This is a genomic window from Pantoea sp. S-LA4 (assembly GCF_054482835.1).
On the sequence record NZ_JBTLRC010000002.1, the window covers coordinates 963,646 to 977,509 of the forward strand.

12 protein-coding genes are annotated in these 13,864 nt (G+C 58.5%); 5 read left to right on the plus strand and 7 right to left on the minus strand.

Going from position 1 to position 13,864, the window contains the following annotated elements; translation table 11 throughout:
• Positions 1-33: 33 nt before the first annotated feature.
• The 3 genes from ACX3P5_RS05435 to ACX3P5_RS05445 are packed head-to-tail and all read right to left on the minus strand — an operon-like array spanning position 34 to position 3,001.
• A complete protein-coding gene (locus ACX3P5_RS05435; protein WP_233984844.1) occupies positions 34-999 on the minus strand; it encodes a lysylphosphatidylglycerol synthase domain-containing protein in 966 nt (321 codons plus the stop codon).
• Positions 999-2,243: a cardiolipin synthase ClsB gene (gene clsB / locus ACX3P5_RS05440; protein ID WP_233984843.1), complete on the minus strand. Its 1,245-nt coding sequence runs from the start codon at positions 2,241-2,243 to the stop codon at positions 999-1,001. Before clsB ends, ACX3P5_RS05435 begins: the two co-directional genes overlap by 1 nt.
• Positions 2,240-3,001 carry an endonuclease/exonuclease/phosphatase family protein gene (locus ACX3P5_RS05445; RefSeq protein WP_233984842.1) on the minus strand — a complete coding sequence of 254 codons (762 nt, stop codon included), beginning with the start codon at positions 2,999-3,001 and terminating at the stop codon, positions 2,240-2,242. The genes clsB and ACX3P5_RS05445 overlap by 4 nt, the downstream gene beginning before the upstream one ends.
• A gap of 179 nt (positions 3,002-3,180) precedes the next feature.
• Between ACX3P5_RS05445 and ACX3P5_RS05450 the strand changes: the two genes are divergently transcribed.
• The 4 genes from ACX3P5_RS05450 (at position 3,181) to ACX3P5_RS05465 (ending at position 7,368) form a co-directional block, all read left to right on the plus strand.
• Positions 3,181-3,573, plus strand: coding sequence for a YbhQ family protein (locus ACX3P5_RS05450; protein ID WP_233984841.1), 393 nt, complete (start codon positions 3,181-3,183; stop codon positions 3,571-3,573).
• Positions 3,574-3,790: 217 nt separating this feature from the next.
• Positions 3,791-5,155 (plus strand): ATP-dependent RNA helicase RhlE, encoded by a 1,365-nt coding sequence (gene rhlE / locus ACX3P5_RS05455; protein WP_233984840.1) that lies wholly within the window; start codon positions 3,791-3,793, stop codon positions 5,153-5,155.
• Positions 5,156-5,157: 2 nt separating this feature from the next.
• On the plus strand, positions 5,158-6,108 hold the full coding sequence (gene dusC / locus ACX3P5_RS05460; protein ID WP_458968384.1) for a tRNA dihydrouridine(16) synthase DusC: 951 nt from the start codon (positions 5,158-5,160) through the stop codon (positions 6,106-6,108).
• 72 nt (positions 6,109-6,180) lie between these two features.
• Positions 6,181-7,368, plus strand: coding sequence for an MFS transporter (locus ACX3P5_RS05465; RefSeq protein WP_233984833.1), 1,188 nt, complete (start codon positions 6,181-6,183; stop codon positions 7,366-7,368).
• Between the two features lie 21 nt (positions 7,369-7,389).
• Here ACX3P5_RS05465 and ACX3P5_RS05470 read toward each other — a convergent pair whose 3' ends face one another.
• The 3 genes from ACX3P5_RS05470 to ACX3P5_RS05480 form a co-directional block, all read right to left on the minus strand.
• Positions 7,390-8,991, minus strand: coding sequence for an inorganic phosphate transporter (locus ACX3P5_RS05470; protein ID WP_233984832.1), 1,602 nt, complete (start codon positions 8,989-8,991; stop codon positions 7,390-7,392).
• A gap of 233 nt (positions 8,992-9,224) precedes the next feature.
• The gene (locus ACX3P5_RS05475; protein ID WP_233984831.1) at positions 9,225-10,319 is read right to left on the minus strand and encodes a L,D-transpeptidase family protein; all 1,095 of its coding nucleotides are present in this window, start codon (positions 10,317-10,319) and stop codon (positions 9,225-9,227) included.
• Positions 10,320-10,515: 196 nt separating this feature from the next.
• Entirely contained in the window at positions 10,516-12,330 is a 1,815-nt protein-coding gene (locus ACX3P5_RS05480; RefSeq protein WP_458968385.1) for a glycoside hydrolase family 15 protein, read from the minus strand.
• Positions 12,331-12,515: 185 nt separating this feature from the next.
• Here ACX3P5_RS05480 and ACX3P5_RS05485 point away from each other — a divergent pair, with 185 nt between their 5' ends.
• The gene (locus ACX3P5_RS05485; RefSeq protein WP_233984829.1) at positions 12,516-13,289 is read left to right on the plus strand and encodes an SDR family oxidoreductase; all 774 of its coding nucleotides are present in this window, start codon (positions 12,516-12,518) and stop codon (positions 13,287-13,289) included.
• On the opposite strand, the gene ACX3P5_RS05490 is transcribed toward ACX3P5_RS05485, so the two are convergent.
• Entirely contained in the window at positions 13,283-13,861 is a 579-nt protein-coding gene (locus tag ACX3P5_RS05490; RefSeq protein ID WP_233984828.1) for a DedA family protein, read from the minus strand. The two genes, ACX3P5_RS05485 and ACX3P5_RS05490, sit on opposite strands and share 7 nt — an antisense overlap.
• Positions 13,862-13,864: the final 3 nt, after the last annotated feature.

Sequence of the window (13,864 nt, forward strand, 5' to 3'; positions counted from 1 at the left end):
CGCGCTCAGGTTGCGCGTCTCCCTTTTTTTTCACTACGATTTCTGTAATTTCTGCTCGTTCTTATGACGCAGATGCTTCGCCCGACTCTCCAGCACCAGATAGAGCACCAGCGCCAGCAACAGCGGCAGAATGAAGTAGAGCACGCGGTAGGCCAGCAGGGCGGCGATGATCGCGCCATGCGTCGTATGCTGACCGCTGAGCAGGGCGAGGAACACCGCCTCCAGTACCCCAATCCCGGCCGGAATGTGAATAATCACCCCGGCGATACTGCTGATCAGTAATACCCCCAGCACCATCGGATAGCCGACATCACGGCCCAGCAGCAGCCAGATAATCGCTCCCATCACCATCCAGTTGGCGCAGGAGACGGCAAACTGAAACAGCGCCATCCGCAGTGACGGCAGCTGTAGCGTCTGGCCTTTCACCGTCCAGCGGCGACGCTTCGAGAAGGCGCAGGCCCAGAGATAAATTGCCACCAGCACCAGCAACAGCACGCCAATCAGCCGCAGCGTGGTTTCACCAATAAACCAGCCGCTGGGGATCGAGACCATCCCGGCGCTGAACACCACGCCAGCCAGCAGGATATAGCCCAGCCAGTTGGTGGCGATACTCAGTGAAAAGATGCGGGTGATGGTGCCGCTGTCGAGCCCGAGGCGGGAATAGAGCCGGTAGCGCATCGCCACACCGCCGACCCAGGTACTCAGCGTCAGGTTGAAGGCGTAACAGATAAACGACACCAGCATCACCTGGCGTTTCGCCAGCTTATGACCGCAGTAGGCCCGGCCAATCAAATCGTAACAGCCATAGACCAGGTAACTGATCACCACCAGCCCGGCGGCGGTCAGCACCACAAACCGGTTGTAGTTGACGATCACGTCATAGACATCTTCCCAGTTCACCTTACGTGCATAGACCACCAGCAGCACAATCACCGCAATGAAGAACAGCACGGTGAGAATTTTTTTCGCCAGTTGCCAGCGTGGATGCTTTTTCGCCATCAGGGTTTTGCTCCTTCATTGTCGGCTTCAACACGATCCTGCGTCTCCATTTCCGGCTGAACCGGCGCATCAACCTGCGCCAGCAGCGGCGTATGCGCCGGTAACCAGCCGGCGATGGCCGGGAAATGACGCAGAAAGTGGAACACCACCACACTCTTACTCAGTTGCCACCAGTTACGCGGCGGCAGGCGATCGTCCTCTACCCGCTGGCAATCTTTAGCCAGCAGGGCTTCAAGGTTATCGCGTAGCGTCTGGTTAAACTGACGATCGTGAATAATCAGGTTGGCTTCGAGATTAAGCGACAGGCTGAGCGGATCGAGATTGCTGGAGCCAACGGTCGCCCAGTGATCATCTTTCACCGCCACCTTACCGTGCAGCGGACGACGGCAATATTCGTAGACTTCGACCCCCGCATCGACCAGGTAGTTGTAGAGCAGTTCGGCCCCGACTTTGACAATCGGCATATCGGGTTCGCCCTGCACAATCAGCCGGACGCGCACCCCGCGCTGGGCCGCATTGCGCATTTCGCGCAGCAGCCGGTAGCCAGGGAAGAAGTAGGCGTTAGCGATAATCACATCGCGTTTCGCCTCGCGCAGCATCTCCAGATAGTGCATTTCGATGTCATCACGGTGATCGTCGTTATCGCGATAGACATACAGCACCTGGGCGTCGCCCGGCGTGGCGTTGACGGCCGGGCGATGCGAGCGCGATCCCCACCAGCGGCGGGTGGCCTGCTCGCTGCCAATCGCCTGTTGCAGATAGCGGGCGATATCTCCCACCACCGGGCCTTTCACCTGCACCGCGTAATCCTGCTTGGCTTCCGGACCATAGTCACTGTTGTGCTCAGCCGAGAAGTTAATCCCGCCCACAAAGGCGACCACCTCATCCACTACCACCGTTTTACGGTGCAGGCGGCGGAACACGTTGGTGCGCATTCCCATCACCAGCGGGCGCGGATCGTAATAGATGAAACGCACGCCCGCGCCGGTCAGGCTGTTGACGAATTTGTCGGAGAGATCGGGCGAGCCGTAGCCATCCACCATCACTTCAACTCTGACGCCGCGCTGGGCGGCCGCCAGCAGTTCGCGATGCAGGGCGTTACCAACCTCATCTTCAAACAGAATAAAGGTTTCCAGCAGCACGGTGCGTTCAGCACGCTGAATCGCCCCGAATACCTGCGGGAAAAACTCTTCGCCATTCTCCAGCAGGCGCAGCTTGTTACCCTCTTGCCAGTGAAAATTCATAGATGAATCTCCACCGCCAGCGGCGCATGATCGGAAAGATGCGACCAGGGTTTTCGCGGCAGCGTCCACGGATGACTGACCGTAGCGTTGCGCACATAGATGCGGTCGAGCCGCAGGATCGGAAAGCGCGCCGGGAAGGTGCGCGCCGGGCGTCCGGTTTTCATGCTGAATACCTCTTTCAGGCCTGCGCCATGTTTTAAGATGGCGTTGGCGCGTCGCTGCCAGTCATTAAAATCACCGGCTACCACCACCGGCGCGTCGGGCGGCAGTGAGTTGACCATTTCACAGATTTTTTTCATCTGCGCGTGACGATGCGCTTCTTTCAGACCCAGGTGAACGCAGATGACATGCAGCGTGCCGTGCGGCTCAGGCAGGGCAATCTGACAATGCAGCATGCCGCGGTTTTCACTGCCCGCCACCGAGATATCCCGGTTTTCATATTCGGTGATCGGGAAACGGGACAGCACCGCATTGCCGTGATGTCCTTCCGGATAGACCGCGTTGCGCCCATAGGCGAAATCGTTCCATATGGTGTCGGCCAGAAACTCATAATGCGGCGATTCAGGCCATTCTTCATGGTTAAGAGAGTGGATGGCATGGGTGCCCATCACCTCCTGCAGGAAGACCACATCCGCCTCCGTTGCGCGAACAGCATCGCGTAATTCAGGCAGGATGAAGCGGCGATTAAAAGGGGCGAAACCCTTGTGTGTATTGATCGTCAGGACTTTTATTGAAAATCCTTGCTGGTTTTGTGGCATACTCGCGACGCACTCCTTTTCATCATCAATAGAATCAAAGTGTAGTCTTTGTCACAAATGGAGGGTGAAGAAGGGCGATAATTAAGGCGTTATCCGAAAATTGTTTTACATTGAGGAAACCGTTTCCGGCTTGTGCCGGTAGCACTTGGGCGACCTGTTGGGTCTGCCAGGAGAATTGAATGAAATGGTCTAATCGTATTCAAATCATCACGGGTCAGACGTACGTGCACATTGCGATGCATTTACTGGTGATCGCGGCGCTGATCTGGGGCTGGAAACACAAAGCCCTGGTTGATGTCTGCAGCACGCTGGTGACCACTTATGCACTGGTGTTTATCGCCATGCTGGTGACGCAGCGCAGTGCCCGTTTACGCACGCTCGGTGATTATCTTGAAGAAGCGACCACCACTTACTACTTTGGCGCGGCCATGATGACACTGTTCCTGGTGTCGCGGATTTACCACAACAACCTGCTGCTGGCCTCGCTTGGCGTAGTGATGTTGCTGGGTCCGGCGCTGGTGTCGCTGCTGGCGAAAGAACCGCCGCGGCGCATTGAAAAAAAACGTAGCTAAGTTGAAGGCCACCGCAAGGTGGCCTTCCTGTTTCTAACGCACTAAGTTATGTCAGGAAATGTGAGCTATCTCGCACAGTGCAGCTAAAGCTGTTACACTCGCCCGCTTACGCATCGTAGTTTGTGCCCTTTTCACGCGTCAGCCCCAGCTGGCGTCACTATCCCTCTGAAAACTACACCGTGAATCACGGCCAGAGCGGACCGGAGTAAACCACGTAATGTCTTTTGACTCTCTCGGCCTGAGTGCCGATATTTTGCGCGCGGTTGCCGAACAAGGCTACAGCGAACCTACACCTATCCAGCGCCAGGCGATTCCTGTGGTGCTGGCAGGCCGCGATCTGCTGGCGAGTGCCCAGACCGGCACCGGCAAAACGGCCGGCTTTACCTTACCGTTACTGCAAAAACTCTCTGCCAACGCGGGCGCTATCCGCGGTCGTCGTCCGGTGCGGGCGTTGATCCTCACCCCGACCCGTGAACTGGCGGCGCAGGTAGGCGAAAACGTCAGCGAATACAGCAAATATCTGCCGCTGCGCTCACTGGTGGTCTTCGGTGGCGTCAGCATCAACCCGCAGATGCTTAAACTGCGTGGCGGCGTTGATATTCTGGTGGCGACGCCAGGCCGTCTGCTGGATCTGGCGCAACAGAACGCCGTTGACCTGTCACAGGTCGAAATTCTGGTGCTGGATGAAGCGGATCGGATGCTCGATATGGGCTTTATCCACGACATCCGTCGCGTGCTGGCGCGTCTGCCGGCGAAACGCCAGAACCTGCTGTTCTCCGCCACCTTCTCTGATGAGATCAAAGGCCTGGCTGAGAAACTGCTGACTAATCCTGAGCTGGTGGAAGTGGCCCGCCGCAACACCGCTTCCGAGCAGGTGGCGCAACAGGTTCACTTCGTGGATAAGAAGCGTAAGCGGGAACTGCTGTCGCAGCTGATCGGCGAAGGCAACTGGCAGCAGGTGCTGGTCTTTACCCGCACCAAGCATGGCGCTAACCACCTTGCCGAGCAGCTGGGCAAAGATGGCATCACCGCCGCCGCCATCCACGGAAATAAAAGCCAGGGTGCCCGTACCCGTGCGCTGGCCGACTTTAAATCCGGCGGCATTCGCGTGCTGGTGGCGACCGACATCGCGGCCCGTGGCCTGGATATTGAAGAGCTGCCGCACGTGGTGAACTACGAGCTGCCTAACGTTGCTGAAGATTATGTCCACCGTATCGGCCGTACCGGTCGTGCCGCGGCCACCGGTGTGGCGTTATCGCTGGTCTGCGTTGACGAGCATAAACTGCTGCGTGACATCGAACGTCTGCTGAAGCGCGAGATTCCGCGTCTGGCGATTGCCGGTTATGAGCCCGATCCGAGCATTAAAGCGGAACCGATCATTAACGGTCGTCAACAGCAGTCGCGTGGCGGTGCAGGCGGCGGCGGTCGTGGTCGCAGCCAGGGTGGACAGGGTGCCGGTGCGCCACGTTCATCAGGCGAAAAACGGCCACAGGCGCGTCGTCAGAGCCAGCCAGCTCCGCAGGGTGATCGACCGGCTGCTCGTCCGCGTCGTCCGGCAGCGAAGCGTACCGGAAACGTCTGAGTATGAGGGTTTTACTGGCGCCGATGGAAGGCGTGCTTGATTCGCTGGTGCGCCAGCTGTTATCGGAAGTGAACGACTACGATTTGTGCATCACTGAGTTTTTGCGCGTGGTCGATCAACTGCTGCCGGTAAAATCCTTCTACCGTCTCTGCCCCGAACTGCAACACGCCAGCCGCACGCCTTCCGGCACGCGGGTGCGTCTGCAGCTGCTGGGGCAGCATCCCGAATGGTTAGCTGAAAACGCCGCCCGCGCGGTGGAACTCGGCTCCTGGGGTGTTGACCTCAACTGCGGCTGTCCGTCGAAACTGGTGAATGGCAGCGGCGGCGGTGCCACTCTTCTTAAAGATCCCGATCTGATCTATCGCGGCGCGAAAGCGATGCGTGAAGCGGTGCCTGCAGATTTGCCGGTAACGGTCAAAGTACGGCTTGGCTGGGACTCCAGCGCCCGCAGTCTGGAGATTGCCGACGCGGCAGAACAGGCAGGTGCCACTGAACTGGTGGTACACGGCCGGACCAAGGAAGACGGTTATCGTGCTGACGCCATTAACTGGCAGGCGATTGGCGAGATTCGCCAGCGGCTGAAGATTCCGGTGATCGCCAACGGCGAGATTTTTGACTGGCAAAGTGCGCAGGACTGCCTGCGGATTACCGGCTGTGAGGCGGTGATGTTAGGCCGTGGCGCGCTCAGTATTCCCAACCTTAGTCGGGTGGTGAAGTACAACGAACTGCCGATGCCCTGGCCGGACGTTGTTAATCTATTACTGAAATATACCCGTCTGGAAAAGCAGGGTGATACCGGCTTGTATCACGTAGCACGCATTAAGCAGTGGCTCGGTTACCTGCGCAAAGCCTATACCGAAGCCGACGGTTTATTCAGTGAGATCCGCGCGTTAAAATCCTCTGGCGACATTGCCCACGCCATCGATCGTCACGCCATTGTTCATGGTTTGTGATAAAAAATCAGGCGACCCCTTAGCGGCCTGACGGTATAGTGGGAAAAATTTCCCTTACCTTACAAGCCTGCTATGTCTGATGTCGCTGTATTGAGCAACAGCCAGCTCAATAAACGTATCCTCTCGGTAATCGTTTTCACCTTCTTCTGCTATCTCTCCGTTGGTCTCCCGCTGGCCGTGCTGCCGGGCTTTGTCAAAAACCATCTCGGATTCAGTTCCTTTGTCGCCGGGCTGATCATCAGCCTTCAATACTTTGCCACGCTGCTCAGCCGGCCGCAGTCAGGTCGTCTGGCCGATAGCCTCGGTCCGAAACGGGTGGTGATGCTGGGATTGCTCTGCTGTGGCATGAGCGGGGTGCTGACCATCATCGCTGCGCTGCTGAGTGAATGGCCTTGGCTGAGTCTGGCGCTGCTGGCGCTGGGGCGGCTGTTTCTTGGCGTGGGTGAGAGCTTCAGCAGCACCGGTTCAACCCTGTGGGGCATGAACATCGTCGGTCCGATGCAGACCGCGCGCGTCATCTCGTGGAACGGCGTCGCCACCTATCTGGCGATGGCGATTGGCGCGCCGCTTGGGGTGATGCTCAACAGCGGATTAGGCATGAGCGGCTTTGCCGGTCTGATTGCGCTGATGGGCGTTATCGGCTATCTGATGGCCAGCCGCAAACCGGCGGTGACCGTCAGCGTAGGGGAACGGATTCCGTTTCACCGGGTCTTCTCCCGCGTCTGGCTCTATGGTCTGGCACTCGGCTGCGGCACCATCGGTTTCGGCGTCATCGCTACCTTTATCACCCTCTATTTTGCCAGCCGCGACTGGCAGGGCGCGGCCTGGGCGCTGTCGGTCTTTAGCCTCGGCTTTGTGCTGGTGCGCCTCGGTTTTGGCCGCTTTATCACCCGTTTTGGCGGACTGCAGGTTTCGCTGTTCTCTTTTATGCTGGAGTCTCTGGGCCTGATCATCATCTGGCAGGCCGACAGCGCCTGGCTGGTGGGCGCGGGGGCCTTTCTTACCGGCTGCGGCTTCTCGCTGGTCTTTCCGGCGCTGGGCGTCGAGGCGGTTAAGCAGGTCGGGCGTCAGGATCAGGGATCGGCACTGGGCACCTATTCCGCCTTTCTCGATCTCGGCCTCGGCCTGACCGGTCCGGTGGCGGGACTGTTTATTGGTCACTGGGGAATGCAGTCGGTTTATCTGGCGGCGGCGCTGATGGTGCTGGGCGCGCTGTTGATTACGCTGCGGCTTTACTGGCAAAACCGGCAGACAGGTTAACGGCCCGCCGGTTTTGTATGATCAGAGATGAATAAACAGCCAGTAGAGCAGCGCCGAGAGCAGAATCGACACCGGCAGGGTCAATACCCAGGCCACCGCCAGATTACGCAGCGTTGATAACTGCAAACCGGAGCGGTTAGCCGCCATGGTGCCCGCCACGCCCGACGACAGTACGTGAGTGGTGGAGACCGGCAGACCGAAGCCGTCTGCCGCGCCAATGGTCGCCATCGCCACCAGCTCGGCGCTGGCACCCTGCGCATAGCTGAGGTGCGTTTTACCAATCCGTTCGCCCACCGTCACCACAATCCGTCGCCAGCCGACCATGGTGCCCAGCCCCAGCGCGATCGCCACCACCACTTTTACCCACATCGGAATAAAACGGGTCGCGCTGTCGAGCTCGGTTTTCACCGCTTTCAGATTACGTTCGGTCTCTTCCGGCAGCTTTACTTCGGCGCTTTGCAGATGCTTGATGGTCTCTGAGGCCAGGTACATCTGGTTACGGGTGTTGGCCACCGACTGCGCCGGAATATTGTCCATCGATCCGTAGCGGCGTATCTGGTCGCCAATCTCGTTGAGGGTCATCGCCAGTGCCGGTAACACGTTGGGATTGAGCTGGCTGCTGCCGACAAAGGCGATCAGCACGTCGCGGGCGGCGGGCGGCTGAGGTGCGGCCGGCTGCAGTTGCAGCAGCTGATGTTCAGTGACCTCGGTTAACGCCGCGACGCGTGGGATCTGATCCGGCGGCAGCGATCGGTTAAGTGCGTAGGCGATCGGCATGGTGCCGACCAGGATCAGCATAATCAGCCCCATCCCTTTCTGACCGTCGTTAGAGCCGTGCGCAAAGGAGACGCCGGTACAGGTCAGGATCAGCAGGCCGCGGATCCAGACCGGCGGCGGCTGGTCATTCTGCGGCGCGCTGTAGAGCTGGCGATTGCGGATAAACAGCTTCATCACCCACAGCAACAGCCCGGCGCAGACAAAACCGACCACTGGTGACAGCAGCAGTGCATAGCCGACCTTCAGCGCCTGATCCCAGTCGACACCGCTCAGGCCGCTGCGCCCGTGCAGCATCGCATTCGCCACCCCGACGCCGATGATCGAGCCAATCAGGGTATGCGACGAGGAGGAGGGCAGGCCGAAATACCAGGTGCCGAGGTTCCAGATTATCGCCGAGAACAGCAGCGCATAAACCATGGCAAAGCCGTTACCGCTGCTGGCCTGCAGAATCAGCTCGACCGGCAGCAGGGAGATGATGCCAAAAGCGACCACGCCGCTGGAGAGCAGCACGCCGAGGAAATTACAGATACCGGACCAGACCACCGCCACGCCAGGGGTCAGTGAATGGGTGTAGATCACCGTCGCGACGGCGTTGGCGGTGTCATGAAAGCCGTTGACGAACTCAAAGCCCAGCGCGATCAGCAGCGCCAGTCCCAGCAGGAAAAACGGCAGATAGCTGGTCACCGGCATGTTGGTTTGTTCAACATCATTGACCAGATTCAGCCCGGCAAACGCCAGCCCGGCGACCAGCAGGATGAAAAACAGCGGCTTGCTAAAGCGGCTGCTTTTGCCGTTGAAATCAGGGCGTCGGGTCGATGAGGAAGAAGAGAGACTGTTTTCGCTCATGGTGTACCTCGAATTGCGGATGCCGGATGCTGATTTGCACCGGTACATCGCAGTGTGATACGCGCTTTCTATGACAGTAAAATGACGACCAGCCGCGCGATACGGCGACACCAGAAGCCGCGCAGACCGCTCCCGGCCTGGCGGGCAACGCGCAAACGGAAGGGCAGGGTCTGGCAAATGCAGGCAATAAAAAAGCCAGCGACGGGCGCTGGCTTCGGAGAGCGAAACGGCGATTACGAGTTGTTATTCGCCGTGGCAGGCGCAGGTGCCGTAACCGGCTGCTGCTGTGGCTGCGCGGCGTCGGTGCTGGCGCCCTGTGACGTGACTGGCGTCATTGGCTGCTCCTGTGGCGCAGCCTGCGGGTTCTCAGGCACGTCAACCGGTGCGGTCTGGATGTTGTTCTCCACACCGTTCACTTTTACCGGCATACCGGTACGGCCCTGAATGGCACCGTTCACCTGGTCCTGATTAACACTGGCATCAACCAGTACTTTACTCACCGCCTGCGTCAGCGTAATCGGTACCAGCTCACGCGAGTTAAACTGCTCTTCAGTGGTCGACAGCGGGTTATGCACTTCGACATAACGCGAACCGTCCGGCTCGACGGTGGCTTTCACCGGCTGATCAACGAACTGCACCCGCGTACCGACCGGCACGTTCTGATACAGCCATTTGATATCCTCGGCGCGCAGACGCACACAGCCGTGGCTGACGCGCAGGCCGATACCAAAGTTGGCATTGGTGCCGTGAATCGCATAGAGGCGGCCGATATAGAGCGCATACAGCCCCATCGGGTTATCCGGACCGGCCGGGAAGACGGCTGGCAGATTCTCGCCGCGTGCTGCATATTCGGCGTGCATCGCTTTGGTTGGCGTCCAGGTCGGGCCATCTTTTTTACGTTCTACCGCCGTGGTCCAGTTGATCGGGGTATCTTTACCCAGCTCACCGATACCAATCGGCAATACCACCACGGTTTTGCTGCCTTTCGGGTAGTAGTAGAGACGCATCTCAGCGCTGTTAATCACAATGCCTTCGCGCGGTGCATCAGGCAGGATCAGCTGCTGTGGGATGATCATTTTACTGCCAGCCTTAGGCAGATAAACGTCAACCCCCGGATTGGCTTCCAGCATGTTGCTGAGGCCCATCTGGTATTGCGCCGCAAAGGCTTCCAGCGGCAGTTTGCTGTCCTCAGGAACAGTAATCTCGATATTTTCGCCGATCAACCGGCTGTTGGCCGGCGGTAACGGGTAAACCACAGCAAAGGCTGACTGGCTAAACGCCGCCAAAGCCAATGCGATTGAAGCGAACGCGCGAATGCTCATTTTCATATTTTACAAGTCTTTATCGCCATGTTTCAGGCTTGTCAATGTGTCGAACCCATGCTGGCCAATGTGACCTGCTGCGCATTATATGTTCATTAATCTGACGATGTGAATCAGGATTTTAACCTGCCGGAAATACTTTACGTAACTTCCCGTGTTAAACCGGCATTTTTCAGCCACCGCTGGCATAAAAAAACCGGCTTCAGGGCTGCCATAACGTCACTTCACCACTGAGTTTACGATTCAGAAAAAACGCGGCACTGATTAACGCCAGATGCGTCAGCGCCTGTGGCGTATTACCCAGCGCATGGCCACGACTGTCGAACTCCTCGGCGTACAGCCCCAGCGGACTGGCGTAGCTTAGCAGCTTCTCAAATTCGAAATGCGCTTCCTGAATCCGGCCCGCGCGGGCCAGGCATTCGACATACCAGAATGAACAGGCACCAAACGATCCTTCCGACCCTTGCAGACCATCTGCCGGCGTCTCGTCGATGTTGTAGCGCCGGACCATGCCGTCGCTGACCAGATGCGTTTTGATCGCATCCAGCGTGGCGAGCCAGTCGGGATCGGTGGCCCCGACAAAACGCACCAGCGGCATCAGCAGCATGGATGCATCAAGATGGTCACCGTGACGGGTAGAGGAGAAATGGCCGCGCTCGCTGTTCCAGAAGTTGGCCCAGATATCTTCCCGGATCTCACGCCGCACCCGATCCCAGCGCTCATACGGCATCGGCAACGAGCGCTTCATGCCCAGGCGCAGCGCGCGGTCCATCGCCACCCAGCACATCAGGCGCGAATGCAGAAAATGCTCCGGCTGACCGCGCATCTCCCAGATACCGGCATCGGGCTGATTCCACTTGTCGCACAGCCGATCGATCATCTGCGTCACATGCTTCCAGCCACGTTGCGAAATCGCCTCGCCATATTTATTGGCCAGGTAGACCGCATCCATCAGTTCGCCGTAGATATCCAGCTGGGTCTGCTGCCACGCATCATTACCGATGCGCACCGGCCGCGAATCCCCGTAGCCTGACAGATTGAGCAGCTCCATTTCGTGCAGCTCGGTGCCGCTGTCCAGCCGGTACATCACCTGCAGGCGCATTTCGTCATGATGGCTGTTTTCAACACAGCGTCCGACCCACTGGGTGAAATGTTTGGCTTCATCGACGTAGCCGAGGCGCATCAGGGCGTACATGCTGAATGAGGCGTCGCGGATCCATGAGGCGCGATAATCCCAGTTGCGCTCGCCGCCCAGCTCTTCCGGCAGGCCAAAGGTGGCGGCGGCGGCGATTGAGCCGTGACGATGCGAGGTCAGCAGTTTTAACGCCAGTGCGGAGCGCTGAACCATTTCGCGCCAGCGGCCCTGATAGGTGCTGCGGGCGCTCCAGCGACGCCAGTAATTCAGCGTCTCTTCAAAACAGTGTTCGGTGGAGAGCGCTTCGATGTGCGCGTCGTTGACGCTGCCAAACTCAAATTCGGCATGTTCACCCGCCTGCAGGGTAAAATTCGCGGTGGCACTGTTTTCCTCCAGCGTCATCACCACGGTGGCGGCCAGCCGCAGCGAAGGCTGACCTTCGGCGTGAAAATCGATGCAGCCATGCTGCACTTCGGCGCGGGTCTGCGCCCGGGCGTAGTCGTGGCGGGGCGAACAACGCATGGTAAAGCGCGCCTTGCCGCGCACCATTTTCACCCGCCGGATCAGCCGGGGTAGTTTGTCAGCATCATCGCAAATCGGCATGTAGTCGGTGATTTCGGCTACTCCTTCATCGCCCAGCCAGCGGGTTTGTAAAATGTTGGTATCAGGCAGATAGAGCTGCTGGCGGCGCACATCCTGCCAGTCCGGGGCCAGAGAGAAGAGTCCGGCATCATCACTGTCGAGCAGCGCGGAAAAAACCGAAGGGCTGTCGAGTTCAGGCCAGCAGAGATAATCGATGGTGCCGTCATTGGCGACCAGCGCACAGGTGCGCAGATCACCAATCACGCCGTGGTCCTCAATGTTGCGTTTTACCTTACTCATTCTGGTCTCCCTGTTAGTGTCATTGCTAACTATAGTCGAGGCGGCAGCGTCGGCAGCCGCCTGGCACAGAGGGTTAATTCAGTGCCGGATTCCGTCAGCGGCCGATTGACAGAATGGGCGCTGGCGGCGGGCGAATTTTTCAGGGACGTTATACTGGTGATGACACTTTCCTAAAGGAGGCCGTTATGACCACACCACAGAGTAAAGTCGCCATTATCACCGCATCAGACTCGGGCATCGGCAGCCGCTGCGCTGAAATGCTGGCAGAGCAGGGCTTTGACATTGGTATCACCTGGCGTTCCGATGAAGAGGGCGCGCAACGTACCGCACAGTTAGTGCGGGATAAAGGCCGGCGTGCAGAGATTATCCAGCTGGATTTGGCCGATCCTGAACAGGGCGGTCAGTCGCTGCAACAGCTGATCGATCGGTTTGGCCGGATTGACGTGCTGGTGAACAACGCCGGGGCTAACTTCAAGGCGGACTTCCTTGATGTCACCTATGAAGACTGGCGTAAAACCTTTGCCGTCGACGTGGATGGCGTCTTTGTCTGCGGCCAGATTGCGGCCCGTAAGATGGTTGAGCAGGGCGAAGGTGGCCGGATTATCAATATTACGTCGGTGCATGAGCACACGCCGCTGCCCGGTTCGGTGGCCTATACGGCGGCAAAACATGCGGCGGGCGGCCTGACTAAATCGATGGCGCTGAGCCTGCTGCCGCACAATATTCTGGTGAATGCGGTGGCACCCGGCGCGATCGCCACGCCGATGAATAAGATGAGTGATGAAGATGCGCACAAGGTGAAGATGCCGGAGATCCCGGCTGGCCGGCCCGGTGACACCCACGAGATCGCCAGCATGGTTGCCTGGCTCTGCTCTGAATGGGCGACCTACACCACCGGCCAGTCCTTTATCATCGACGGCGGATTCATGCTGGCGAATCCGCAGTTCAAAGGTTACTGATCGGCCCGACGGTTATGCCAGCGGCGGATCACCCAGCGCAGCACAAAGGCAAACACAATCGCACCGACCAGCCACAGCAGATGCTTGAGGTGCTGGTCGAGTTTGTGCAGCCACGGGGCGATGATGCCGCCGGCAAAATAGCCGAGCGTGACAAAAATCAGTGCCCAGATTGCCGCCCCAATCACGTTGAGAATGAAAAACTTCATCGGATTGAGGCGGCTGGCACCGATAATGATCGGGCCAATCAGCCGGAAGCCATACATAAAGCGCACGCCGATGACAAACAGGCTGGGCCGGCGCTTGATCAGCCGGTTCGCCTTCACCACTTTATCCTGATGTTTTTTCAGACGACGCAGAATGCGTGCGCCATAGCGGCGTCCGATCCAGTAGAGCAGCTGATCGCCAATGATGCCGCCAGCCATGGCGGCCAGCACCACGCCCGCATAGTGCAGCAGGCCTTCATGGGCGGCGACGCCGCCAAGCAAGGTAAACGTTTCCCCTTCCGCAATACAGCCGATCAGCAGCGCCAGATAGCCGTACTGGGTAATTAATCCGTTGATATCCAAATGCAAAAT

What these genes read in the sequence shown, in the direction of transcription:
- ACX3P5_RS05465 (WP_233984833.1), top strand. Translation starts at nt 6,181, where the DNA reads ATGTCTGATGTCGCTGTATTGAGCAACAGCCAGCTCAATAAACGTATC.
- ACX3P5_RS05445 (WP_233984842.1), bottom strand. Translation starts at nt 3,001, where the DNA reads ATGCCACAAAACCAGCAAGGATTTTCAATAAAAGTCCTGACGATCAAT.
- clsB (WP_233984843.1), bottom strand. Translation starts at nt 2,243, where the DNA reads ATGAATTTTCACTGGCAAGAGGGTAACAAGCTGCGCCTGCTGGAGAAT.
- rhlE (WP_233984840.1), top strand. Translation starts at nt 3,791, where the DNA reads ATGTCTTTTGACTCTCTCGGCCTGAGTGCCGATATTTTGCGCGCGGTT.
- ACX3P5_RS05470 (WP_233984832.1), bottom strand. Translation starts at nt 8,991, where the DNA reads ATGAGCGAAAACAGTCTCTCTTCTTCCTCATCGACCCGACGCCCTGAT.
- ACX3P5_RS05435 (WP_233984844.1), bottom strand. Translation starts at nt 999, where the DNA reads ATGGCGAAAAAGCATCCACGCTGGCAACTGGCGAAAAAAATTCTCACC.
- ACX3P5_RS05450 (WP_233984841.1), top strand. Translation starts at nt 3,181, where the DNA reads ATGAAATGGTCTAATCGTATTCAAATCATCACGGGTCAGACGTACGTG.
- ACX3P5_RS05480 (WP_458968385.1), bottom strand. Translation starts at nt 12,330, where the DNA reads ATGAGTAAGGTAAAACGCAACATTGAGGACCACGGCGTGATTGGTGAT.
- ACX3P5_RS05485 (WP_233984829.1), top strand. Translation starts at nt 12,516, where the DNA reads ATGACCACACCACAGAGTAAAGTCGCCATTATCACCGCATCAGACTCG.
- ACX3P5_RS05475 (WP_233984831.1), bottom strand. Translation starts at nt 10,319, where the DNA reads ATGAAAATGAGCATTCGCGCGTTCGCTTCAATCGCATTGGCTTTGGCG.
- dusC (WP_458968384.1), top strand. Translation starts at nt 5,158, where the DNA reads ATGAGGGTTTTACTGGCGCCGATGGAAGGCGTGCTTGATTCGCTGGTG.